The following is a 23199-nucleotide window of genomic DNA, read 5'->3' on the forward strand; positions in this document are numbered from 1 at the left end:
TCCGCGTTCTCCGCCGCGCCCCGCGGTCCTACGCCAGCACGGCGAAGCCGTCGAGTTCGACCAGCGCCTGTTCGTCCCACAGGCGCACGGCGCCGACGACGGCCATCGCGGGGTAGTCGCGTCCCGCCAACCGGCGCCAGATGCCGCCCAGTTCGGCGGCGTGGGCACGGTAGTCGGCGACGTCGGTGGCGTAGACGGTCACCCGGGCGAGGTCCGCGGGAGTGCCGCCGGCCGCCCGCAGCGCGGTCAGCAGATTGGCCAGCGCCCGCTCGAACTGGGCGGGCAGGGTCTCCCCCACCACCTTCCCGTCCACGTCCAGGGCGGTCTGTCCGGCCAGGAAGAGGACGCGGGAGCCGGTGGCGACGACGGCGTGCGAGAACCCGGCCGGCGGGGAGAGCTCGGACGGATTGACGCGCTCGACGGTCATACGCGGTACAACTCCTTCGCGATGATGGTCCGCTGGACTTCGCTGGCCCCCTCGTAGATGCGCGGTGCGCGCACCTCGCGGTAGAGGTGTTCGAGCAGATGGCCCCGGCGCAGGGCGCGGGCTCCGTGGAGCTGGACGGCCGCGTCCACGACGTACTGCGCGGTCTCGGTCGCGAGCAGTTTCGCCATCGCCGCCCGCCGGGGCACGTCCGGCGCCCCCGCGTCGTACGCCGCCGCCGCCGCGTAGACCATCAGCCGGGCCGCCTCGGTGCGCAGCGCCATCTCGGCGACCTGGTGGGCCACGGTCTGCAGGTCCTTCAGCGGGCCGCCGAACGCCTCGCGCCGTGCCGTGTGCGCGAGGGTCGCGTCCAGCGCGGCCTGGGCCATGCCGACGGCGAAGGCGCCGACGCTGGGCCGGAAGAGGTTGAGGGTGCCCATGGCGACCCGGAACCCGTGGCCGGGTTCGCCGAGCACGTCGTCCGCCGTGACGGGTACGGCGTCGAAGGCGAGGGCGCCGATGGGGTGCGGGGAGAGCATGTCGAGCGGGGTGCCGGTGAGGCCGGGGCGGTCGGCGGGGACGAGGAAGGCGGTGACACCGCGGGCTCCGGCGTCGGGCGCGGTGCGCGCGAAGACGGTGTAGAGGTCGGCCTCGGGGGCGTTGGAGATCCAGCACTTCTCGCCGGTGAGGCGCCAGCCGCCGGCGCCGTCCTCGTCCGCCCGGAGCGCGAGGGCGGCGGCGTCCGAACCTGCGCCTGGCTCGCTGAGCGCGAAGGCCGCCACGGCGGTGCCGTCAGCGACCCGGGGCAGCCAGTGTCCGCGCTGGGCGTCGGTGCCGTACGCGTGGACGGGATGGGCGCCGAGTCCTTGCAGGGCGAGTGCCGTCTCGGCCTCGGTGCAGACCTGGGCCAGGGACTCGCGCATGAGGCAGAGGTCGAGGGCGCCGGAGGTGAAGAGGCGGGAGAGCAGTCCGAGCCGGCCGAGTTCGGCGACGAGCGGCCGGTTGACGTGGCCCGGCTCGCCCTTGTCGGCGAGGGGGCGCAGTCGGTCCGCGGCGTGCGCGCGCAGCTCGGCACACCAGGCGGTCTGCCCCGGTTCGAGCGAGAATGCGGTCATTGCCCGTCCTCTCTCCCCATCGGACGCCACCCACGTTATCGCGAACCGTTGACTGTCGTCACCAACACGATACGCTCCTTGTGCGAGCCCACCACGACGCCCACCGAGGCAGCCCACCAAGGCAAGGGGGCGAGACGCCATGGACCTTGTGGATCCCCTGGATCCCGCAGACATTCCGGGGCCGGCACGCTCGGCCCACGTCGACACCTTCGCGCGCGACCATCTCCCGCCCCCCGAGCAGTGGCCCGAGCTCCGCTTCGACCTGCCCGAGCTGCGCTACCCCGTCCGGCTCAACTGCGCCGCCGAACTCCTCGCGGACACCGACCCCGGACGCCCGGTGTTCCGTACGCCGTCCGGCGCGCCGTGGACGTACGGACAGCTCCGCACCCGGGTCGACCGGATCGCCCATGTGCTGACCGGCGAACTGGGTGTCGTGCCGGGCAACCGGGTGCTGCTGCGCGGCCCGACCACCCCGTGGCTCGCGGCCTGCTGGCTGGCGGTGCTGAAGGCGGGCGCGGTCGCCGTCACGGTGCTCGCGCAGCAGCGGCCGCACGAACTGGGCACGATCTGCTCGATCGCACGGGTGACGCACGCCCTGTGCGACGTCCGCTCGGTCGACGACCTGGTCAAGGCGGAGGTCCCCGGGCTGCGGGTCACGACGTACGGGGGTGACGCGCCCGACGATCTGCTGCTGCGGATCACCGGCGCCCCGGACGAGCCTTTCGACGCGGTGGACACGGCCGCCGACGACGTGGCGCTGATCGCGTTCACCTCGGGCACCACCGGGCGGCCCAAGGGCTGTATGCACTTCCACCGCGACGTGCTGGCGATCGCGGACACGTTCTCGAAGCACGTGCTGCGGCCGCGCGAGGACGACGTGTTCGCGGGCAGCCCTCCCCTGGGCTTCACCTTCGGGCTCGGCGGTCTCGTGGTCTTCCCGCTGCGCGCCGGCGCCTGCTCCCTGCTGCTCGAACAGGCGGGCCCCCGGCAGTTGCTGCCCGCGATCGCCGAACACCGCGTCTCCGTGCTGTTCACCGCGCCGACCGCCTACCGGGCGATGCTGGCGGAGATGGCGGAGGCGGACGCGTACGACATCGGGTCGCTGCGCCGCTGCGTGTCCGCCGGCGAGAACCTGCCCGCCACGACCTGGCGTGACTGGCAGGGCCGCACCGGACTCGGCGTCATCAACGGCATCGGCGCCACCGAGCTGCTGCACATCTTCATCTCCGCGGCCGACGGGGACATCCGTCCCGGCACGACGGGCCGGCCCGTGCCGGGCTGGCAGGCGCGTGTGGTCGACACCGACGGGACGCCGGTGCCGGACGGCGAACCCGGCCTGCTGGCCGTGCGCGGCCCGGTCGGCTGCCGGTATCTCGCCGACCCCCGGCAGCGGGAGTACGTACGCGGCGGCTGGAACATCACCGGTGACACCTATGTCCGCGACCCCGACGGCTACTTCCGCTACGTGGCCCGCGCCGACGACATGATCATCTCGGCCGGGTACAACATCGCGGGCCCCGAGGTCGAGGACGCGCTGCTGCGGCACCCGGACGTCGTGGAGACGGCCGTCGTGGGGCGGAGTGACGAGGCCCGCGGGCAGATCGTGGTGGCCTACACCGTGGTGAGGGAGGGCGCCCGCAGGGACGGCGAAGCGCTGCGCGCCTTCCTCAAGTCCGAGCTGGCGCCGTACAAATGCCCGCGCGAGATCGTCTTCCTGGACGCGCTGCCACGGACCGCCACGGGCAAGCTCCAGAGGTTCAGACTGCGGGAGGAGACCGCTTCCGACGGCGCTGCGGGCGCCCCGTCGGCCCCCGTTCCGCGCGAGCCGGTCTCCGCGCCCGAGGGCGTCCTGCCCGCGGACGGCGATCCCAAGTGATCTTCGCGCACTAGAGTGATCAACGTGTCAGAGCACCACGCCCCCCGGTCCCTCATCGTCACCTTCTACGGCGCCTACGGCCGTTTCGCGCCCGGCCCGGTACCGGTGGCCGAGTTGATCCGGCTCCTCGCCGCGGTCGGTGTGGACGCGCCCTCGGTGCGTTCGTCGGTGTCCCGGCTCAAGCGGCGCGGGCTGCTGGAGCCGGCGCGCACCGCGGCGGGCGCGGCCGGATACGCGTTGTCGCCGGACGCACGGCAGTTGCTCGACGACGGCGACCGCCGGGTGTACGCGACGACGCCTCCCGAGGACGGCGGCTGGGTGCTCGCCGTCTTCTCCGTACCCGAGTCGGAGCGGCAGAAGCGGCACGTCCTGCGCTCGCGGCTGGCCGGTCTCGGCTTCGGCACGGCGGCTCCCGGAGTGTGGATCGCCCCGGCACGGCTGTACGAGGAGACCCGGCACACCCTGGAACGACTGCGCCTGGACGGGTACGTGGAGCTGTTCCGGGGCGAGCACCTGGGGTTCGCCGCCACGGCCGACGCGGTCGCGCGCTGGTGGGACCTGACCGCGATCGCCAAGGAGCACGAGGCGTTCCTCGGCCGGCACGCGCGGGTGCTGCACACCTGGGAGGACCGGACGGACACCCCGCCCGACGAGGCCTACCGCGACTATCTGCTCGCCCTCGACTCCTGGCGCCATCTCCCGTACACGGACCCGGGGTTGCCCGCGGCCCTGCTCCCCGAGGACTGGCCCGGCGCCCGTTCGGCGACCGTCTTCCGGGCCCTGCACGAGCGGCTGAGGGACGCGGGCGCGGAGTTCGCCGGAGTGCCTCCGCGCCCGGGGCGCCCGGAGGCTACCGACCGCCCAGAGTGAGCCGGGGTCGCGGCGCGTCGGTGCGGCCGGTCTGGGGGCGGCGGCTGCCCGCGCGGTAGGGCATCGGCCAGTGGGCGCCCGGCCCTTCGTAGCCCTGTTCGGCGGCCGCGTGCAGCGTCCAGTTCGGGTCGTACAGATGCGGTCTGGCGAGCGCGCACAGGTCCGTCCGCCCGGCCAGGATCAGGGAGTTGACGTCGTCCCAGGAGGAGATCGCGCCGACGGCGATCACCGGGATCCCGGTCTCGTGCCGGATCCGGTCCGCGTACGGCGTCTGGTAGGAACGGCCGTACTCGGGGCGCTCGTCCGCCACGACCTGGCCGGTCGACACGTCCACCGCGTCGGCGCCGTGCGCGGCGAAGGCCCGGGCGATCGCGACGGCGTCGTCGCCCGTGGTGCCGCCCTCGGCCCAGTCGGTGGCGGAGATGCGGACGGTCATCGGGCGCTCGGCGGGCCACACCGCCCGCATCGCGTCGAAGACTTCGAGGGGGAAGCGCAGCCGCTTCTCCAGCGACCCGCCGTACGCGTCGGTCCGCCGGTTGGTCAGAGGGGACAGGAAGCCGGAGAGCAGGTAGCCGTGGGCGCAGTGCAGTTCGAGCAGGTCGAAGCCGCAGCGGGCCCCGCGGCAGGCGGCCGCGGTGAACTGCTCGCGCAGATCGGTGAGCTGGGCGCGCGAGAGCTCGCGGGGGGTCTGGCTGTCGGGCCGGTACGGGAGCGGGGAGGCGGCCACGAGGGGCCAGTTGCCGTCCGGCAGGGGTTCGTCGATGCCCTCCCACATCAGCCGGGTCGAGCCCTTGCGGCCGGCGTGGCCGAGCTGGAGGCCGATCGCGGAGCCCGGGGCCTGACGGTGCGTGAACTCCACGATCCGCCGCCAGGACTCGGCCTGCCGGGCGGTGTAGAGACCGGCGCATCCGGGCGTGATGCGCCCCTCCGCGCTGACGCACACCATCTCGGTCATGACCAGTCCCGCGCCGCCCAGGGCCCGGGCGCCCAGATGGACGAGATGGAAGTCGCCGGGCACGCCGTCCACGGCCGAGTACATGTCCATCGGCGAGACGACGACACGGTTGCGCAGGGTCAGTCCGCGCAGCCGGAACGGGGTGAACATCGGCGGGGTGCCGGGAGGGCAGCGGAACTCGCGCTCGACCGTGGCCACGAAGCGCGCGTCACGCAGCCGCAGGTTGTCGTGCGTGACGCGGCGGCTGCGGGTGAGGAGGTTGAACGCGAACTGCCGGGTGGGCTGGGCGAGATAGCGGCCGATGTCCTCGAACCAGTCGAGGCTGGCGCGGGCGGCGCGCTGGGTGGAGGCGACGACCGGGCGCCGTTCCTCCTCGTAGGCCACCAGCGCCTCCGCCGTCGAGGGCCGTTCCTCCAGGCAGGCGGCCAGCGCGAGCGCGTCCTCGACGGCGAGCTTCGTACCGGAGCCGATGGAGAAGTGCGCGGTGTGCGCCGCGTCGCCGAGCAGGACCAGGTTCCCGTGCGACCAGCGGTCGTTGACGATCGTGCGGAAGGTCGTCCACGTCGACTTGTTGGCGCGCAGCGGGCGTCCGCCGAGCGCGTCCGCGAAGATCTTGCCGCACCGCTCGACGGACTCCGCCTCGTCGAGGTCCGCGAACCCCGCGGCGCGCCAGACCTCTTCGCGCATCTCGACGATGACGGTGGAGGCGTCGGCCGCGTACGGGTAGCCGTGGAGCTGCATCACGCCGTGTTCGGTCTCGGCGATCTCGAAGCGGAAGGCGTCGAAAGCGAAGTCGGCGGCGAGCCAGATGTAGCGGCAGCGGTGCTCCTCGACGGACGGCCCGAACACCTCGGCGTGGGCCGCGCGGGTGAGGCTGTGCACACCGTCGGCGGCGACCACGAGGTCGTACTCCGCCATGAGTTCGTCCACGGGCGGGGCCTCGGTGGTGAAGCGCAGGCCGACACCGAGCGAGCGGCACCGCTCGTGCAGGATCTCCAGGAGCCGGCGCCGTCCGAGCGCGGCGAAGCCGTGGCCGCCGGAGGTGTGCCGGACCCCGCGGTGCACGATGTCGATGTCGTCCCAGCGGACGAACTCGGCCTGGAGCGCGGCGTACACGACCGGGTCGGCGTGCTCGATGCCGCCCAGGGTCTCGTCCGAGAGGACGACGCCGAAGCCGAAGGTGTCGTCGGGCGCGTTGCGTTCCCAGACGGTGATCTCGCGGTCCGGGCCGAGGCGTTTGAGGAGCGCCGCGGCGTAGAGTCCGCCGGGGCCGCCGCCGATCACCGCGACCCGCCTCACATCGGCCTTCGCTCGCATCGCGGGCTCACCTCCCCCGCCACTTGGGGTCCCGCTTCTCCGTGAAGGCGGCGTGGAACTCGGCGTAGTCCTCGCCGTTCATCAGCAGGGCCTGGGTCGCCGCGTCCAGTTCGACGGCGGCGGCGAGCGGCATGTCCAGTTCGGCGGTGAGCAGCGCCTTGGTCTGGGCGTACGCCAGGGCCGGACCGTCGGCGAGACGGCGGGCCAGCGCCTGCGCGCCCTCGTCGGCGTGCCCCTCGTCGGTGAGCTCGCTGATCAGCCCGATGCGTTCGGCCTCGGGCGCCCGCACCGGTTCGCCGAGCATGAGCAGCCGGGTCGCGTGGCCGAGTCCGACCACGCGGGGCAGCAGATAGGCCGCGCCCATGTCGCCGCCGGACAGCCCGACCCGGGTGAAGAGGAACGCGAACCGGGCGCTCGGGTCGGCCACCCGGAAGTCCGCGGCCAGCGCCAGCACGGCTCCGGCGCCCGCCGCCACCCCGTGCATCGCCGCGATCACCGGGAACGGGCATTCCCGTACGGCCCTGACGACCTGCCCGGTCATCCGGTTGAAGTCGAGGAGCTGGGCGGTGTCCATGGAGAGGGTCGCGCCGATGATCTCGTCGACGTCGCCGCCGGAGCAGAATCCGCGGCCCTCGCCGGCGAGCACCAGGGCCCGCACGGACCGCTCGCGGGACAGCTCGGCGAGCAGGTCGCGCAGGTCGGCGTAGGCACCGAAGGTGAGCGCGTTCAGCTTCTCGGGGCGGGCCAGGGTGACGGTGGCGACGCCGTCGGTGAGCTCGTACCTCAGATGCTGCCAGTCGGCGGTGCGGCCGGCGGAGCCGGTGAAGGGACTCATGGCGGGCGGCCTCCTAGGGCGGGGGCGACGCGATACGGCTGTCCCACCAAGTTATCACCTGTTCGTGACCGTCGTCACGAGTGCGCGATAGGGCGATAGGGAGGCGGGATGTCGGGGCGACGCCGCGAAAACGTGATGCCTACGAGACATGAAAGAACGGTCGCGGGTGGTGAGCGACCCGCGACAGGCCGTGAACACAGGGACGCCGGGGAGCCGTGGTCCGTCACCCCGTCACGGGCCTTCGACAGCCGTGTAACGGCGGGAGGGAACACGGGAGAGGGGCCGTTCGTCCGGGTAGACAGCCCGTATCCGACCGAACGTCCCGAAAGGAGGCCTCCCTCCCGCGGAACACATCGGCCGATGTCCCGAGAAAGCCCACCGCGCGCGTTCGGCCGGTGGAGCCGTACCATTCCTTAGGTTGTAAGCAGGACAGCCTGCTCCATGAACGGACTCGCCTTGCCCGACACCCCAGCACCCGCCTCCTGGCGCATCGCGCTGCCGCACACCGTCGCGGCCGTGCCGGTGGCGCGCGCCCTGGTCCGCACGGCACTCGCGGAACGGGAGCACGCGGCCGACAGCGACACCGCCGAGCTGCTCACCGCGGAGCTGGTCGCCAATGCCGTCGAGCACACCGCGGGTGACGGCCCCATAGAGCTGGTCGTCGAGCTGATGCCGACCGGCTGCCGGGTCGAGGTGCACGACCCGGACCCGGTGCCGCCGCACGATCTCACCCTGCCGCACCCGCCCGGCGAGCCGGACCCCTGGCAGGAGCACGGGCGCGGTCTGCTGCTGCTCCGCGCCCTCAGCTCGGCCTGCGGACACCGTCCCACCGACTCCGGCAAGGCGGTCTGGTTCCGGCTGCCGGTGATCCCCGCCCAGCGCCGGCCGGCCCTCTAGGCGCCGGCCCGCGACACGACGTTCGATCCAGGCGCCCGCGTACGGACCTGTGGGTCTACGGGTCTACGGGTCTACGGGTCTACGGGTCTGCGGAGGATCAGGCCAGCGTGGCGACCATGATCGCCTTGATGGTGTGAAGCCGGTTCTCGGCCTGGTCGAAGACCACGGAGTGCGCCGACTCGAAGACCTCGTCGGTCACCTCCAGCGAGTCGAGCCCGTAGACGTCGTACAGCTCGCGGCCGACCCGGGTGCCGAGGTCGTGGAAGGCCGGCAGGCAGTGCAGGAAGCCGACGTCCGGGTTCCCGGTGGCGCGCAGCACGTCCATGGTCACGGCGTACGGGGCGAGGGCCTCGATGCGCTCGGCCCACACCTCCTTGGGCTCCCCCATGGAGACCCAGACGTCGGTGGCGACGAAGTCGGCGCCGCGGACACCCTCGGCCACGTCCTCGGTGAGGGTGACGGTGCCTCCGCTCTTCACGGCGAGTTCGCGGGCCCGCGCGACGATGTCGTCGGCCGGCCAGTAGGCCCGCGGGGCCACTATCCGCACGTCCATGCCGAGCAGCGCGCCGGTGACCACGTAAGAGTTGCCCATGTTGAAACGGGCGTCGCCCAGGTAGGCGAAGGTCATCTCGCCGACCGGCTTGGCGCAGTGCTCGGTCATCGTGAGGACGTCGGCCAGCATCTGGGTGGGGTGCCACGCGTCGGTCAGGCCGTTGTAGACCGGCACTCCGGCGTGGGCGGCCAGCTCCTCCACCGCGTCCTGGCTGTCACCGCGGTACTCGATCGCGTCGAACATCCGCCCGAGCACGCGGGCGGTGTCCTTCACGGACTCCTTGTGTCCGATCTGGGAACCGGACGGGTCCAGGTACGTCGTCGAGGCACCCTGGTCCGCGGCCGCGACCTCGAAGGCGCAGCGGGTGCGCGTGGAGGTCTTCTCGAAGATCAGCGCGATGTTCAGGCCCGAGAGATACCGGGTCTCCGCCCCGAGCTTCCTGTCCGCCTTGAGTCCGGCGGCCAGCTCGACCAGGCCGAGGAACTCCTCCTCCGTGAAGTCCAGCTCCTTGAGGAAGTGACGGCCGGCGAGGGCGGTCGGGACTGTCGCCATGGGGGCGCTCCAGGGATGACGGGGACGAGGACGGGGCCGGACGTCTGAAATTCTATACGACGCTCAGCATTTATATGCGGTCGGTCGTTCGACTCCCCGTGTGGGCCTCGCCTCGCGGCCCACACGGGCCCCTGACTCACACGGGTCCCTCCCATTCGTAAGGGTGCCCCGACTCGTACGCCCCCTCTCGCGCCGGCCCCTCAGACCGGGTCCCGAACGACCGGACAGCTCATGCAGCGGGGGCCACCCCTGCCGCGGCCCAGCTCGCTGCCCGGGATCTCGATCACCTCGATGCCCTGTTTGCGCAGATGGGTGTTGGTGGTGGAGTTGCGCTCGTAGGCGATGACGACGCCCGGCTCGACGGCGAGGACGTTGCAGCCGTCGTCCCACTGCTCCCGCTCGGCCGCGTGGACGTCCTGCGTGGCGGTCAGGACGCGGATCTCGTTGAGGCCGAGCGCCGCGGCGATGGCGCGGTGCATGTGCTCCGGCGGATGGTCGGTGACCTTCAGCTCCTTGTCCCCCGCACCCGGCTCGATGGTGTACGAGCGGAGCATGCCGAGCCCGGCGTACTGGGTGAAGATGTCGCCGTCGACCATCGTCATCACCGTGTCGAGGTGCATGAGCGCGCGCCGCTTGGGCATGTCGAGCGCCACGATGGTGCGGGCCGAGCCGGCCGCGAACAGCTTGTGGGCGAGCATCTCGACGGCCTGGGGCGTCGTCCGCTCGCTCATGCCGATGAGCACCGCGCCGTTGCCGATCACCAGGACGTCGCCGCCCTCGATGGTGGAGGGGTAGTCGGCCTGTCCCTCCGACCAGAGGTTGAAGCCCTCCTCGCGGAACAGCGGGTGATGCCGGTAGATCGCCTCGAAGTGCACGGTCTCGCGCTGCCGGGCCGGCCAGCGCATGGCGTTGATGGAGACGCCGTCGTAGATCCAGGCGGAGGTGTCACGGGTGAAGAGGTGATTGGGCAGCGGCCGCAGGAGGAAGTCGTCGAGGTCCATGACGTGGAAGCGCACGGAGGTGGGTTCCGCGTGCGCGTCCAGGAACTCGCGCTTGGTCATGCCGCCGACGAGCACCGAGGCCAGCTCCTGGGCGGGCATGGCCTCGAAGGCGGCCCGGAGGTGGTCGGTGGCGAGCGGCCCGTATTCCTTCTCGTCGAAGACCCGGTCCAGGACGAGGGACCGGGCCTCCGCGAACGCCAGGCTCTCGGTGAGCAGGTCGCCGAAGAGGTGGACGGTGACCCCACGGTCGCGCAGGACGTCGGCGAACCCGTCGTGTTCCGCGCGCGCCCGGCGTACCCACAGCACGTCGTCGAAGAGCAGCGCGTCCTTGTTGCTGGGGGTGAGCCTTTTGAGCTCGAGATCGGGCCGGTGAAGGATGACGCGGCGCAGCCGCCCGGCCTCGGAGTCGACGTGGAATCCCATGTCTCCATCCTGACCATCCGGACGCGTGTTCACCCGTGGTTCGCGTCAGCCGCACCGCATTCATTTCGTCCCCTTGACGATAAGCGGTGAACTCATTATCGTCTCAATGACGACAACGAAGAGCGGAACCGCCGGGCCGACCCGGCGTCGAGGGGGTACTCATGGCCGACATCACGCGACGCCTCGGCTGGCGCCATCTGCGGGGGGCGCCCACCGCCCACGTCCGGCACCACAAGTCGGGGCAACTGGTCCACGACGGCCCCGGGCTCAGCTTCTGGTACCGCTCGCTGACGGCGGCGCTCTCCGAGGTCCCCGTCGACGACCGCGAGCTGGCGATGACCTTCCACGCCCGTACGTCCGACTTCCAGGACGTCGCGGTGCAGGCGACCGTCACCTACCGGGTCAGCGACCCCGCGGTCGCCGCCTCCCGCATCGACTTCTCCATAGACCCCGACTCCGGCGCCTGGCGCGGCACCCCGCTGGAGCAGCTCGGCTCACTGCTGACCGAGACGGCCCAGCAGCACGCGCTCGACGTCCTGGCCCGTACGACACTGGCGTCCGCCCTGGTCGACGGTGTCGCTTCGGTACGGGAGCGGATCGCGGACGGCCTCGCCGGCGAACCCCGGCTGCCCGCCACCGGCCTCGAAGTCGTCGCGGTGCGGGTCGTCGCGCTGCGGCCGGAGCCCGAGGTGGAACGGGCGCTGCGCACCCCCGCCCGCGAGCAGATCCAGCAGGACGCGGACAAGGCCACGTACGAACGCCGGGCGGTCGCCGTCGAGCGGGAGCGCGCCATCGCCGAGAACGAACTCCACAGCCAGATCGAACTCGCCCGGCGCGAGGAGCAGTTGGTCGACCAGCGCGGTACGAACGCGCGCCGCGAGGCCGAGGAGCTCGCGGCGGCGGACGCGGTGCGCGCCGGGGCGGAGGCGGCCCGCACGGTCCGGCTGGCCGAGGCCGAGGCCACCCGGTCGCTGCGGCTCGCCGAGGCGGAGGCCACCCGCAAGGTGCGGCTCGCGGGGGCCGAGGCGCAGGCGGAGCGCGAGGTCGGCGCGGCACGGGCCGAGGCGCAGGCGGCCTGGCTGCGGGTCCACGGCGACGTGGATGTCGCGACGCTGCACGCCCTGACCGGCAGCCGGCTCGCCGAGAACCTGCCGCGGATCGAGAACCTCACGCTCTCGCCCGACGTGCTCACCGGGCTGCTCGCCAAGCTGGGCAACGGCAGCGCCGGGGACTCGGCGTGAGTCTCGCGCCCCGGGTCGTCATCGTCCACCGGACCACGGAGTACGAGGAGTTGACGGCCCGGCACGGCACGCACGGGCAGGCGGCGTTCTTCCTGTCCTCGCGCGGCCGGGACATCGCGGAGGTCGCCGAGCGGCACCGGCGGGCCCGCGAGGCGCTCGCCGCGGTGGTGGCGGCCATTCCGCTGACCTGGCGTCAGGCGCGCGTGGAGCGGGCCGATCTGGACCGCTTCCTGTTCGCGCCGGAGGACGTGGTCGTCGTCGTCGGCCAGGACGGGCTGGTCGCGAACGTCGCCAAGTACCTGGCCGGTCAGCCGGTCGTGGGGATCGACGCCGACCCCGGGCGCAATCCGGGCGTGCTCGTGCGGCACCGGCCCGGGGACGCGGGCGCGCTGCTCGCCTCGGCGCGGGGCGGTGCCGCCGACGAACTGACCATGGTCGAGGCGGTGGCGGACGACACCCAGCGGCTGGTCGCCCTGAACGAGATCTATCTGGGAGCCGCGGGCCATCAGACGGCCCGCTATCGGCTGGGGCTCGACGAGTACGGGGGTGCCGTCGAGCCCCAGGCGTCCTCCGGGGTGCTGGTGGGGACCGGGACCGGGGCCACCGGCTGGCTGCGCTCGGTGTGGCAGGAGCGGGGGGAGCAGTTGCCGCTGCCCGGGCCCACGGACGAGCGCCTGCTCTGGTTCGTCCGCGAGGCCTGGCCCTCGCCGGCCACGGGCACCTCGCTCGTGGCCGGTGAGCTCACCGGGTCCGGGCGGCTGTCCCTGACGGTGGAGTCGGACCGGCTCATCGTGTTCGGGGACGGGATGGAGGGGGATGCGGTGGAGTTGGTGTGGGGCCAGACCGTGCAGGTGGGGGTGGCCGGGGTTCGGCTCCGCCTGGTCGGCTGAGGCTCGCTTCGCTCCCTCGCCGCCCGGCCGCGCCGAACCCCGCCGGGCCCCGTCGCCCCGGACCGGGTCTCTCCCCGGGCGGGGTCTGTTGCGTGTGCCCCGGTGGGGCGGGTTCGGGTGCGGCCCCGGTGGGGGCGTGGTTCGGCTGCGGGTCCGGTGGGTGCGCGGTTCGGCTGTCCGCCCGGTGGGGGCTGGGCGCGCCGTTCCCCGCGCCCCTTGCGGGGCTCCCACCGGGGTGGTGACTACCGGTCCCGGTGGGACCGCGATTTCGGCTGCGGCCCCGGTGGGGGCTGGGCGCGCCCCTGACGGGGCTCCCACCAGCCCGGCGATTGCCGAGCCCGGTGGGTGCGCGGTTCATCTGTCCGCCCGGTGGGGGCTGGGCGCGCCGTTCCCCGCGCCCCCTTGCGGGGCTCTCCCCACCCGGGACTCAACGCCCAGCCCGGGTGGGTTCGCCGTTCGGCTGCCGGTCCGGTGGGGGCCGGGCGCGCCGTTCACCGCGCCCCTGGCGGGGCCGGTCCGGGTCCGAGGGTGGACCCGCTACAGGCGGGGGTCGACCGGTTCGGATTCCAGGGAGAGGACTCCGAACACCGCCTCGTGGACGCGCCACAGGGGCTCGCCCTCGGCCAGGCGGTCCAGGGCCTCCAGGCCGAGTGCGTACTCGCGGAGGGCCAGGGACCGCTTGTGGTTCAGGAAGCGGCCGCGCAGCCGGGCGAGGTTCTCCGGACGGGTGTACTCAGGGCCGTAGATGATCCGCAGGTACTCACGGCCCCGGCACTTGATGCCGGGCTGCACCAGGCGCCCGTGCCCGCCGCGCACCACCGCTCCGACCGGCTTCACGACCATGCCCTCGCCGCCGCGGCCGGTCATCTCCAGCCACCAGTCGACACCGGCCCGCACGGACTCCGGGTCCCCGGTGTCGACGAAGAGCCGCCGGGTGGTGTGCAGCAGTCCGCTCCCGTCGTTCTCCACGAGCCGGTCGATCAGGGCGAGTTGCTCGTCGTGCGGCAGCGCGGCGAGGCTCCGGCCCTGGACGGCCAGGATCTGGAACGGCGCGAGGCGGACGCCGTCGAGGCCGTCCGTGGTCCAGCAGTAGCGGCGGTACGCGTCGGTGAACGCCCGCGCGTCAGCGGCCCGTTCGCGCTGGCGCGCCAGCAGGTCCGTGACGTCGACACCCCTCGCCGCGACCCCTTCGAGCGCGGTCAGCACCCCGGGGAACACCGCCCCGGACGCGGCGCCGACAGCGGCGTACTGACTGCGCAGCAGCCCGGACGCCTTCAGCGACCACGGCATCAACTCGGCGTCCAGCAGCACCCAGTCGGTGCCCAGCTCCTCCCACAGACCGGCCTCGGTCGCGGCGGCGCGCACCCGGCCGAGGATCTCCTCGGTGACGGCGGAGTCGTCGAAGAAGGGCCGGCCGGTACGGGTGTACAGCGACCCGGTGGGACCGTCGACGCCGAACCGCTCGCGCGCCACGTCCGCGTCCCGGCACACCAGGGCCACCGCCCGCGATCCCATGTGCTTCTCCTCGCACACGACCCGCGCGACCCCGTCCTCCCGGTACTGCGCGAAGGCCTCGGCGGGGTGCTCCAGATAGCCCTCGAGGTGCGACGTCGCGGTCGGCGCCATGGTCGGCGGGAGGTACGGCAGCAGCCGCGGGTCCACCGCGAAACGGCTCATGACCTCCAGCGCCGCGGCCGCGTTCTCCTCACGGACGGCCACCCGCCCGGCGTGCCGGGTCTCGACGGCCCTGCGGCCGTGCACGTCCGCCAGGTCCAGCGGACGGCCCTCGTGACCGCCGGGCGCCTCGGTGGCCAGCGGCTTGGCCGGCTCGTACCAGACCCGCTCGGCGGGTACGTCGACGAGCTCGCGCTCCGGCCAGCGCAGGGCGCTGAGCTTGCCGCCGAACACGGCACCGGTGTCCAGGCAGATGGTGTTGTTGAGCCAGGTGGCGTTGGGGACCGGGGTGTGTCCGTAGACCACCGCCGCGCGGCCCCGGTAGTCCTCCGCCCACGGATAGCGCACGGGCAGCCCGAACTCGTCGGTCTCCCCCGTGGTGTCGCCGTACAGCGCGTGCGAGCGCACCCGGCCCGAAGTGCGGCCGTGGTACTTCTCGGGCAGACCGGCGTGACAGACGACGAGACGTCCGCCGTCGAGGACGTAGTGACTGACCAGTCCGTCGACGAACTCCCGTACGGCAGCCCGGAATTCCTCGCTCTCCCGGTCCATCTGCTCGATGGTCTCGGCGAGTCCGTGGGTGTGCTGGACCTGGCGCCCCTTGAGGTAGCGGCCGAGCTTGTTCTCGTGGTTGCCGGGCACGCACAGGGCGTCGCCGGAGCCGACCATGGACATCACGCGGCGCAGCACGCCGGGCGAGTCCGGGCCGCGGTCGACGAGGTCGCCCACGAACACGGCCGTACGGCCCTCGGGGTGCACACCGTCGACGTAGCCGAGCTTGCCGAGCAGGGTCTCCAGCTCCGAGGCGCAGCCGTGGATGTCGCCGACGATGTCGAACGGGCCGGTGAGGTGGGTCAGGTCGTTGAACCGCTTCTCGGTCACGACCGACGCGTTCTCGGCGTCCGCCACCCCGCGCAGGACGTGCACCTTGCGGAAGCCCTCGCGCTCCAAGGAGCGCAGCGAGCGCCGCAGTTCGCGGATGTGGCGCTGGATCACGCGGCGCGGCATGTCGGCGCGGTCGGTGCGCGCCGCGTTGCGTGCGGCGCACACCTCCTCGGGCACGTCGAGCACGATGGCGATGGGCAGGACGTCGTACTTCCTGGCCAGCTCGATCAGCTGGCGGCGGCTGTCCTGCTGGACGCTGGTGGCGTCGACGACGGTCCGGCGGCCGGCCGCGAGCCGCTTGCCCGCGATGTAGTGCAGGACGTCGAAGGCGTCGCCGCTGGCGCTCTGGTCGTTCTCGTCGTCGGCGACCAGACCGCGGCAGAAGTCGCTGGAGATGATCTCCGTCGGCTTGAAGTGCCGCCGGGCGAACGTGGACTTGCCGGAGCCCGAGGCGCCGATGAGCACGACGAGGGAGAGGTCGGTGACGGGCAGGACGCGCCCCTGTTCGGTCTGCTCGCTCATGCGGCCTTCTCCTCCTTCGCGTTCGGGGTGCCGGTGGTGCCGGCCGGGTTCGTGGCCAGGGTGAAGACGGCCATCTGGGTGGGCGGGCCGACCTCGGGGTCGTCGAGGCCGACGGGGGTGAACTCCACGTCGTACCCGTGCCGTCCGGCCACCGTGCGGGCCCAGGAGCGGAACTCCTCGCGGGTCCACTCGAACCGGTGGTCGCCGTGCCGGGAGTGGCCGGCCGGCAGGGTCTCCCAGCGGACGTTGTACTCGACGTTCGGGGTCGTCACGAGGACGGTCCGCGGGCGGGCGGAGCCGAACACCGCGTACTCCAGGGCGGGCAGCCGGGGCAGGTCGAGGTGCTCGATCACCTCGCTGAGCACGGCGGCGTCGTACCCCTTCAGACGGCGGTCGGTGTAGGCGAGCGAGCCCTGGAGGAGCTGGACGCGTGCGGCCTGCCGCTCGCCCATGCGGTCGAGCTTGAGGCGGCGCGAGGCGATGGTGAGCGCCCGCATCGACACGTCGACCCCGACGATCTCGGTGAAGCGTGTGTCCTTGAGCATGGCCTGCACCAACTGGCCCTGTCCGCAGCCGAGATCGAGGACGCGGCTCGCGCCGGACGCGTGCAGCGCGGCGAGGATCGCGTCCCGGCGCTGCACGGCGAGCGGTATCGGCTTCTCCTCGGTGTCGGTCTCCTCGTCGACGGCGTTGTCGATCTCCTCGACCGCGATGTCGTCGGCCTCGGCGAGCCGGGCGAGTTCGAGCCGCTCCAGGGCCTCCCGGGTCAGCGACCAGCGCCGGGAGAGATAGCGGCTGGTGATCAGCTTCTGCTCCGGGTGGTCGTGCAGCCAGCCCTCGCCCGCCCGCAGCAGCTTGTCGACCTCGTCGGACGCCACCCAGTAGTGCTTGGCGTCGTCGAGGACCGGGAGCAGCACGTACAGGTGCCGCAGGGCCTCGGCGACCGTCAGCTCCCTCGACGCCAGCTCCAGGCGTACGTAGCGGGAGTCGCCCCACTCCGGGAAGCGCTCGTCGAGCGGCACGGCCTCGGCCGTCACCGTCCAGCCCAGCGGCTCGAAGAGCCCGCGCACCAGGTCGGCTCCGCCTCGGGCGGGCAGCGCGGGCACCTCGACGCGCAGCGGCCTCGGCTCGGCGGGCAGCTCGGGCCGGGCGTTGCACTGGCCCTTCATCGCGCTGGAGAACACGGCGCTCAGCGCCACGGCGAGCAGCGAGGAGGCGGCGTACGGGCGGTCGTTGACGTACTGCGCGAGTGCCGCGTCGGGCGCGCCACCGCGCCCCTTCCCCTTGCCGCGCCTGACCAGCGCCACCGGGTCGACCTCGAGGAGCAGGGCGGCCGTGCAGCGCTCGGGGGTCGCCTCGGGGTACAGCACGTGCGCCGTCCCGTACGAGGTCGAGAACTTCTGCGCGTTGTCAGGATGCTTGTGCAGCAGAAAGCCGAGGTCGGTCGCGGGCCGCTCTGGGGTACCGGTGGTACTGATCGTCAGGAACACGGTGTGTCTGCCTCGATACGTCTTCTGAGCTGTGGGGACCCGGCGACGCGTCCGGCCGGCGCGCGTGCGCGTCCTCCGGACGCCGTCGGGTCACAGCGTGGGCGAGCACGCCTGTGCCGTCGCCGGCCCCGCTGCTCCGCGGCCCGCGCGGCCCGTGGCCACGCCGCGCCGCGGCCGACCGCGGGGGCGACGCCTGCCCTCGGCGCGCCCCCACAACGTACAGCGGAAACCGCAGGTGGACCCGGGGTTTTTCGCCGGGGGCCGGGGCCACGGCCGAAGGGTTCGAGGACGCCGGCCGTGACGTCCGGGCAGGTCAGCCGGAGGTTTCCGGGCTGGGTCGCACGGCCCCGCCGGCGGGGCCGGGGTTGGGCGAGGGGCGCCGTCGAGGCCGGGACAGAGCGCGGGATCGCCGTCGAGGCCGGAACCGAGCGCGGGGCCGCCGTCGAGGCCGGGACTGAGCGCGGGGTCGCCGTCGGGGCCGAGACTGGGCGCGGGGCCGCCGTCGCGGCCGAGACTGGGCGCGAGGCCGCCGTCAGGGCCGGGGGTGGGCGCGGGTTGCCGTCGGGACTCGGGCTGGTGTCACGGCCCGAGCCGGCGCCAGGGCCCGCGTCGGCTTCCGGAGCGGGGTCAGGGCCGGGGTGTGTCTGCGTCGAGGGCGGCGTCGGGGCCGTCTGTGCCGGAGTCTGGGCCGGTGGCGGTGCCGGTCCCGGCGTCGTCTGTGCCGGAGTCGGAGCCGGAGCCGGTGCCGGTCCCGGCGTCGTCTGTGCCGGAGTCGGGGCCGGTGGCGGGGCCGGAGCCGACGTCCGCCCCGGCCTCGGGGCCGTTCACGCCCGCGCCCGTGAGCAGGGCGGCCGCGGTCGCGAGGGCGAGGCCGTCGAGGCCCTGGCCCTGCATGACGGCCCGGACGCCCGATCCGTCGAAGGCGACGGTCAGTTGGCGCGCGAGGAGTTCGGGATCCCCGGCTCCGCCGCGCTCCGCCTCCTGCCGGAAGAACGCGGTCAGCTCGTCCTTGCAGCGGCGGGCCACCAGGCTCGCGGGATGGTCCGGCGCCTTGAGCTCGGCGCTCACGGCCACGAAGGGGCAGCCGCGGTAGTCCGGACGCGCGGCCATCTCCTCCAGCCGTTCGAAGACGTGCAGGACGCGATCACGCGGCGCCCGGCCGTCGTCGGGGGGCAGCAGGAACGCCAGGTACGCGGGCGCGCTGCGCTCCAGGCTCGCCGCCAGCACGCCGTCCTTGCTGTCGAAGAGCTGGTACATCGAGCGCTTGGACACCCCCGCCACCCGGCACAGCGCCTCGACACCGACGCCGACACCCTCGCGGTAGAAGAGCTCGGCCGCGGCGTCGAGCAGTCGGTCGCGGGTCGGTGAACCGGCGGTCGCGGTCGGGGTCGCCTGAGTCATGAGCCCAGCTTACGTTCTCCGCTTGCTTCTCGGAAACCGATCGGTTTACAGTGCGGACAGCACGGAAAACCGATCGGTTTACGATGGGGCCGACACGGCGGACGGGACCGCCGGACGACACGGCGGACGGCACGACCGACCGCCCTTCGAGCACACCGTCACGCCCCGCCCCCGGTCACCCCGCACCCCCGATTCCCGGCGGCCCTCAGAAGGAGAAGATCATGACCAGCATCGACGGCTCGGTGGCACTCGTGACGGGCGGCAGCCGCGGCATCGGCAAGGCCTTCGTGGACGCCCTCTACGAACGCGGCGCCAAGAAGGTCTACGCGACGGCCCGCGACCCGCGGACCGTGGCGCACCCCGACGCGGTACCGCTGGCCCTGGAGGTCACCGACCCCGCGTCCGTCGCGGCCGCCGCCGCGCGGGCCCAGGACGTCACCATCCTGATCAACAACGCGGGCGCGACGACCCCCACGTCGTTCCTGGACTCCCCCGTCGAGGACATACGGCGCGAGTTCGACATCAACTTCTTCGGGCCGCTCCTCACCACCCGGGCCTTCGTCCCGGTCCTGGAGCGCAACGGCGACGGGCACATCCTCACGGTCCACTCGGTGCTCTCCTGGGTCACGGTGCCCGGCGCCGACGGCTACAGCGCCGCCAAGGCCGCCCTGTGGTCCCAGAGCAACGCCCTGCGACTGGAGCTCCAGCCGCGCGGCGTCAAGGTCACCGGGCTGCACGTCGGTTACGTCGACACGGACCTGACCGCGAGCCTCGACGTACCCAAGGTCTCCGCCGACAGCGTCGCCGGACAGGCCCTCGACGGGATCGAGACCGACGCGCACGAGGTCCTCGCGGACGCCCTCACCCGTCAGGTCAAGGCCACCCTCTCCGGCGAAGTGAGCGACCTGTACCCGCAGCTCGCCGTGCAGAGGTGGTAGCCCCGCGCAGACGGTGCGCGATGCGCCAGCGGTTCGGCACGGGACGGCTGTTGTGACCGGTGCATGATGGATACATGGATCTTCGAGTCTTCACCGAACCGCAGCAAGGCGCGACCTACGAGACGCTGCTCCGCGTCGCCAAGGCCGCCGAAGACCTTCATTACGGAGCCTTCTTCCGCTCTGATCACTATGTGCACATGGGATCCGTCGACGGACTCCCCGGTCCCACCGACGCGTGGATCACCCTGGCCGGCATCGCGCGCGAGACGAGCCGCATCCGCCTGGGTACGTTGATGACCGCCGGAACCTTTCGCCTCCCCGGCGTCCTCGCCATCCAGGTCGCGCAGGTGGACCAGATGTCGGGCGGCCGTGTCGAACTCGGCCTGGGCGCCGGCTGGTACGAGGCCGAGCACACGGCGTACGGCATTCCGTTCCCGAAGGAGAAGTTCGGCCGGCTGGAGGAGCAACTCGCCGTCGTCACGGGGTTGTGGGGCACGCCGGTCGGCGAGCGCTTCACCTTCGACGGAACGTACTACCAGCTCAAGGACTCCCCCGCGCTGCCCAAGCCCGCGCAGGCGAAGGTGCCCGTCCTGATCGGCGGCCACGGCGCCAGGCGGACCCCCGCGCTCGCCGCACGCTACGCCGACGAGTTCAACATCCCCTTCGCCTCGGTCGCGGACACGGAGCAGCAGTTCGGCCGGGTCCGCGCGGCGTTGCAGCAGGCCGGACGCAAGGCCGACGAACTCGTCTACTCCAACGCCCTGGTGGTGTGCGTCGGCCGCACCGACAGCGAGGTGAGGCGGCGGGCTGACGCCATCGGCCGCGATGTCGACGAGCTGAAGGCCAACGGGCTCGCGGGCTCGCCGGCGGAGGTCGTCGAACGGATCGCCCGGTATCAGGCGGTCGGTTCGCAGCGGATGTACCTCCAGATGCTGGACCTCACCGACCTCGACCACCTGGACCTGATCGCCTCCGCGGTGGCGCCGCAGCTCGCCTGACCGCGAGGACCACGAGCGGTTCCGGTCGGGCGCCCCGCCATGACCGGGACCGGTTCCCCAGGGAGCGCAGGCCTCGTTGCTACCCGGTGGCCGGATCCCGCTCCACCACGCGTTTCTCGTCCCGCACCGCGAGACGTCTCAGCATCTCCAGGACACGGTCCCGGGACTCGTCCGCCGCGTCGATCGCCTCCATGCACTGCCAGTACCTCCCCTCGTCGTCCGCCGCGCAGGCGATGCCGACCAGGGCTATGCCGACCTCGGCGAGGAGGCTGCCGAGACAGAGCAGTGCCTCGCGCGCGTCGCCCAGCTCCGTGAGCTGGGCGGCCCGTAAGGCGCCGACCCCGAGCGCGTGATCGCCGAGCACCCCGCAGCCGCGGCCCGCCAGCTCGGTCAACCCCAGGGCCTCTCCCCGGAGTTCGGGGGGCCCGGACACGGCGAGGCGGCTCCCGATCGCCTGCGCCAGGGAATGCGCCTGCCACGCCTCCGCCATCACCTCCGGAGTCTCACCGCTCTCCGCCAGGGCGCGTCTGCTCGCCACGATGAGCCGCACCGCTTCCATGCGCTGCCCCCGTCTGTCCGACGCGCTCTCGCACGTCCACCCGAACTCCCTTGTTCACTACCCAGAGTGAAGTCCGTTGAGACGAAAAGCCAGAGGAAGCCCGAAATCTGCGGACACGGAATCGCATCGGAGCGCCACGACAACTACGGAGAGTGTCAGATTCCGTTTTGTGCGCCGCGGAACGACCGGCCCGTCAGGGCTCTCCCGGCGCAGGGAAGCGCTCCTCGTTGCGGTCGATCTTCGCGGCGAGGGCGGCGAGCGGGTCGATGCCCAGCACCTCGCAGAACTGGAGGAGATACGCGAGGACGTCCGCGACCTCGTCGTTGACGCGGTGCGCGGTGTCGGGGTCCGCCATCACGCGGGCCGACTCGTCCGGCGTCAACCACTGGAAGATCTCGACGAGTTCGGACGCCTCCACGCTGAGGGCGGCGACCAGGTTCTTGGGGGTGTGGTACGGCTGCCAGTTCCGCGCGGCCGCGAACTCGGCCAGTCTGCGCTGCAGCGTCGCTACGTCCAGTTCACTCACGGCGTCAGGTCTACCACCGTGGCCCCGGCCGTTCCGAGCGCGCGGACCCCGTCGCCCACCGCGCCCATCAGCCGGATGTGCCCCCGCTCGCACATGCGGCCCGCCAGCCGTACCAGTTCCCCGGCCTGCCGGGCGTCGAGTCCCCGGTCGAGGCCGTCGGCCAGGACCGTCAGCGTCTGGAGCGCGGCCGGCACCTCGCCCGCCGGGTCGACCTCCAGGACGCCGGGGCCGGTGAGCAGCACGAGGGCGAGCGCGAGATACCGCAGCTCGCCGTCCCCGAGCAGCCCCAGCGGCGTACGGACTCCGTCGCCGCGGTCGAGCAGCGCACGGACCGTGCCGTCGCCGAGCACGTCGGCCAGGACGTCCGTGACCGGGCCGGCGCATCCGGCGCGCACCGCCGTGACCAGGTGGGCGTACCGGTGGCCGCACTCCGACCGGGTGCGCCACAGCACTTCGGCGAGGTTGCCGCAGCCGCGCAGCAGCCGCCCCGGGCCGAGCGGGACGGGGGCCCGCATGGAGTCCGGGTCCGGATCGCAGACGTAGACGGACCGCAGGGCGAGCACCATCTGCTCGGCCGCGGCCAGGACATGGCGTTCCCCGGCGGTGCGGCCCGCGACGCGCAGGGGCAGCAGCGCGGTGCCGAGGCGGTCGTCGGGGAGCGGGACCCGGGTCACCGCCGAGGACCCGCCGGTGTGCCAGGCCGCCTGGACGGACGGGCGGCCCGGGTCGCGCAGCGCCGTCTCCAGCAGGGTCCGCCCGCCCGCCGACAACCGCTCGCCCACGACGCGCAGTTCGGGTTCGGCCTGGACGGCGACGTCGAGCCGCACCGGGCCCTCGGGGCCGTCGACCGTGCAGCCGATGCGGAAGCCCCGGCGGAGCTGGGCGTCGGGCCGGGACCGCTCGGGCACGCACGCGGCCGGGTCCGGGAACACCTCGGCGAGCCCGGCTCCGGAACCGAGCCGCGCCAGTGCCTCGTAGGCCCGCAGGACGGTCGTCTTGCCGCTGCCGCTCGGGCCGGCGACCAGGGTGAACGGTCCGAGCGGGAACCGGACGCGGCGGTGGGCGGCGAAGGCGGCGAGCCGCAGCTCGGTGACGCCCGGACGGACCGGGCGCGCCGCCACCGCCGTGGGAGCTTCCGGCGAGGACAGAGTCATATGCGGACGGTAGGCCTCCGCGGCGGGGCGAACCGTTACGCCCGGGGGACCTTCCTACGATCGGGGGACGCGGCCCCCGATCGAGGTCGGGCACGGTCGGAGG

At 73.0% G+C, this 23199-nt stretch carries 18 protein-coding genes and 1 pseudogene; 7 read left to right on the forward strand and 12 right to left on the reverse strand.

Annotated features, from left to right (window positions below; all coding sequences use genetic code 11):
• Positions 1-28: 28 nt before the first annotated feature.
• Together ACZ4TO_RS07705 and ACZ4TO_RS07710 are read right to left on the reverse strand one after the other, a co-directional pair.
• Positions 29-427 (reverse strand): RidA family protein, encoded by a 399-nt coding sequence (locus ACZ4TO_RS07705; protein WP_382797180.1) that lies wholly within the window; start codon positions 425-427, stop codon positions 29-31.
• Entirely contained in the window at positions 424-1539 is a 1116-nt protein-coding gene (locus ACZ4TO_RS07710) for an acyl-CoA dehydrogenase family protein (RefSeq protein ID WP_382797182.1), read from the reverse strand. Before ACZ4TO_RS07710 ends, ACZ4TO_RS07705 begins: the two co-directional genes overlap by 4 nt.
• A 139-nt stretch (positions 1540-1678) precedes the next feature.
• On the opposite strand from ACZ4TO_RS07710, the gene ACZ4TO_RS07715 reads away from it, so the two are divergent.
• Positions 1679-3415, forward strand: coding sequence for an AMP-binding protein (locus tag ACZ4TO_RS07715; RefSeq protein ID WP_468023695.1), 1737 nt, complete (start codon positions 1679-1681; stop codon positions 3413-3415).
• Between the two features lie 15 nt (positions 3416-3430).
• On the forward strand, positions 3431-4285 hold the full coding sequence (locus ACZ4TO_RS07720) for a PaaX family transcriptional regulator (protein WP_468023696.1): 855 nt from the start codon (positions 3431-3433) through the stop codon (positions 4283-4285).
• On the opposite strand, the gene ACZ4TO_RS07725 is transcribed toward ACZ4TO_RS07720, so the two are convergent.
• Both ACZ4TO_RS07725 and ACZ4TO_RS07730 read right to left on the reverse strand, forming a co-directional pair.
• Entirely contained in the window at positions 4266-6557 is a 2292-nt protein-coding gene (locus ACZ4TO_RS07725) for a bifunctional salicylyl-CoA 5-hydroxylase/oxidoreductase (protein ID WP_468023697.1), read from the reverse strand. The two genes, ACZ4TO_RS07720 and ACZ4TO_RS07725, sit on opposite strands and share 20 nt — an antisense overlap.
• Positions 6558-6564: 7 nt before the next feature.
• Entirely contained in the window at positions 6565-7392 is an 828-nt protein-coding gene (locus ACZ4TO_RS07730; protein WP_468023698.1) for an enoyl-CoA hydratase family protein, read from the reverse strand.
• 441 nt (positions 7393-7833) lie between these two features.
• On the opposite strand from ACZ4TO_RS07730, the gene ACZ4TO_RS07735 reads away from it, so the two are divergent.
• Positions 7834-8289, forward strand: a complete 456-nt coding sequence (locus ACZ4TO_RS07735) for an ATP-binding protein (RefSeq protein WP_382797193.1) — start codon at positions 7834-7836, stop codon at positions 8287-8289.
• A 97-nt stretch (positions 8290-8386) separates the two neighbouring features.
• Here the strand turns inward: ACZ4TO_RS07735 and argF are convergent, their stop codons facing one another.
• On the reverse strand, positions 8387-9394 hold the full coding sequence (argF, locus tag ACZ4TO_RS07740) for an ornithine carbamoyltransferase (RefSeq protein WP_468023699.1): 1008 nt from the start codon (positions 9392-9394) through the stop codon (positions 8387-8389).
• Between the two features lie 200 nt (positions 9395-9594).
• Positions 9595-10818 (reverse strand): arginine deiminase, encoded by a 1224-nt coding sequence (locus tag ACZ4TO_RS07745; RefSeq protein WP_468023700.1) that lies wholly within the window; start codon positions 10816-10818, stop codon positions 9595-9597.
• Between the two features lie 161 nt (positions 10819-10979).
• Between ACZ4TO_RS07745 and ACZ4TO_RS07750 the strand changes: the two genes are divergently transcribed.
• A complete protein-coding gene (locus tag ACZ4TO_RS07750; protein ID WP_382797199.1) occupies positions 10980-12059 on the forward strand; it encodes an SPFH domain-containing protein in 1080 nt (359 codons plus the stop codon).
• Complete coding sequence (locus ACZ4TO_RS07755; RefSeq protein ID WP_382797201.1) at positions 12056-12949, forward strand: hypothetical protein; 894 nt, start codon at positions 12056-12058, stop codon at positions 12947-12949. The genes ACZ4TO_RS07750 and ACZ4TO_RS07755 overlap by 4 nt, the downstream gene beginning before the upstream one ends.
• Positions 12950-13486: 537 nt before the next feature.
• Here ACZ4TO_RS07755 and ACZ4TO_RS07760 read toward each other — a convergent pair.
• The 3 genes and pseudogenes from ACZ4TO_RS07760 to ACZ4TO_RS07770 all read right to left on the reverse strand — a co-directional run.
• Positions 13487-16030: a polynucleotide kinase-phosphatase gene (locus ACZ4TO_RS07760; protein ID WP_468023701.1), complete on the reverse strand. Its 2544-nt coding sequence runs from the start codon at positions 16028-16030 to the stop codon at positions 13487-13489.
• Positions 16027-17520 carry a 3' terminal RNA ribose 2'-O-methyltransferase Hen1 gene (locus tag ACZ4TO_RS07765; protein WP_382797205.1) on the reverse strand — a complete coding sequence of 498 codons (1494 nt, stop codon included), beginning with the start codon at positions 17518-17520 and terminating at the stop codon, positions 16027-16029. Before ACZ4TO_RS07765 ends, ACZ4TO_RS07760 begins: the two co-directional genes overlap by 4 nt.
• Before the next feature lie 825 nt (positions 17521-18345).
• Positions 18346-18921, reverse strand: a pseudogene (locus ACZ4TO_RS07770) (TetR/AcrR family transcriptional regulator); the annotation flags it as partial.
• A gap of 221 nt (positions 18922-19142) precedes the next feature.
• Between ACZ4TO_RS07770 and ACZ4TO_RS07775 the strand changes: the two are divergent.
• Together ACZ4TO_RS07775 and ACZ4TO_RS07780 are read left to right on the forward strand one after the other, a co-directional pair.
• On the forward strand, positions 19143-19859 hold the full coding sequence (locus tag ACZ4TO_RS07775) for an SDR family oxidoreductase (RefSeq protein WP_468023702.1): 717 nt from the start codon (positions 19143-19145) through the stop codon (positions 19857-19859).
• A 74-nt stretch (positions 19860-19933) separates the two neighbouring features.
• Positions 19934-20857, forward strand: coding sequence for an LLM class F420-dependent oxidoreductase (locus ACZ4TO_RS07780; RefSeq protein ID WP_468023703.1), 924 nt, complete (start codon positions 19934-19936; stop codon positions 20855-20857).
• A gap of 79 nt (positions 20858-20936) precedes the next feature.
• Here ACZ4TO_RS07780 and ACZ4TO_RS07785 read toward each other — a convergent pair whose 3' ends face one another.
• From ACZ4TO_RS07785 to ACZ4TO_RS07795, 3 genes are all read right to left on the reverse strand, one after another.
• The gene (locus tag ACZ4TO_RS07785; protein WP_382797211.1) at positions 20937-21416 is read right to left on the reverse strand and encodes a DUF6099 family protein; all 480 of its coding nucleotides are present in this window, start codon (positions 21414-21416) and stop codon (positions 20937-20939) included.
• A gap of 193 nt (positions 21417-21609) precedes the next feature.
• Positions 21610-21942, reverse strand: coding sequence for a nucleotide pyrophosphohydrolase (locus ACZ4TO_RS07790; RefSeq protein ID WP_468023704.1), 333 nt, complete (start codon positions 21940-21942; stop codon positions 21610-21612).
• The gene (locus tag ACZ4TO_RS07795; protein WP_468023705.1) at positions 21939-23096 is read right to left on the reverse strand and encodes an AAA family ATPase; all 1158 of its coding nucleotides are present in this window, start codon (positions 23094-23096) and stop codon (positions 21939-21941) included. Before ACZ4TO_RS07795 ends, ACZ4TO_RS07790 begins: the two co-directional genes overlap by 4 nt.
• Positions 23097-23199: the final 103 nt, after the last annotated feature.

It is taken from the genome of Streptomyces sp. NPDC028298 (assembly GCF_055565895.1).

Bases quoted from the DNA above. Each gene is read 5' to 3' on its own strand.
- ACZ4TO_RS07750 (WP_382797199.1), top strand. From the start codon at position 10,980: ATGGCCGACATCACGCGACGCCTCGGCTGGCGCCATCTGCGGGGGGCG.
- ACZ4TO_RS07745 (WP_468023700.1), bottom strand. From the start codon at position 10,818: ATGGGATTCCACGTCGACTCCGAGGCCGGGCGGCTGCGCCGCGTCATC.
- ACZ4TO_RS07775 (WP_468023702.1), top strand. From the start codon at position 19,143: ATGACCAGCATCGACGGCTCGGTGGCACTCGTGACGGGCGGCAGCCGC.
- ACZ4TO_RS07705 (WP_382797180.1), bottom strand. From the start codon at position 427: ATGACCGTCGAGCGCGTCAATCCGTCCGAGCTCTCCCCGCCGGCCGGG.
- ACZ4TO_RS07710 (WP_382797182.1), bottom strand. From the start codon at position 1,539: ATGACCGCATTCTCGCTCGAACCGGGGCAGACCGCCTGGTGTGCCGAG.
- ACZ4TO_RS07795 (WP_468023705.1), bottom strand. From the start codon at position 23,096: ATGACTCTGTCCTCGCCGGAAGCTCCCACGGCGGTGGCGGCGCGCCCG.
- argF (WP_468023699.1), bottom strand. From the start codon at position 9,394: ATGGCGACAGTCCCGACCGCCCTCGCCGGCCGTCACTTCCTCAAGGAG.
- ACZ4TO_RS07785 (WP_382797211.1), bottom strand. From the start codon at position 21,416: ATGGAAGCGGTGCGGCTCATCGTGGCGAGCAGACGCGCCCTGGCGGAG.
- ACZ4TO_RS07730 (WP_468023698.1), bottom strand. From the start codon at position 7,392: ATGAGTCCCTTCACCGGCTCCGCCGGCCGCACCGCCGACTGGCAGCAT.
- ACZ4TO_RS07735 (WP_382797193.1), top strand. From the start codon at position 7,834: ATGAACGGACTCGCCTTGCCCGACACCCCAGCACCCGCCTCCTGGCGC.
- ACZ4TO_RS07725 (WP_468023697.1), bottom strand. From the start codon at position 6,557: ATGCGAGCGAAGGCCGATGTGAGGCGGGTCGCGGTGATCGGCGGCGGC.
- ACZ4TO_RS07760 (WP_468023701.1), bottom strand. From the start codon at position 16,030: ATGAGCGAGCAGACCGAACAGGGGCGCGTCCTGCCCGTCACCGACCTC.
- ACZ4TO_RS07715 (WP_468023695.1), top strand. From the start codon at position 1,679: ATGGACCTTGTGGATCCCCTGGATCCCGCAGACATTCCGGGGCCGGCA.
- ACZ4TO_RS07780 (WP_468023703.1), top strand. From the start codon at position 19,934: ATGGATCTTCGAGTCTTCACCGAACCGCAGCAAGGCGCGACCTACGAG.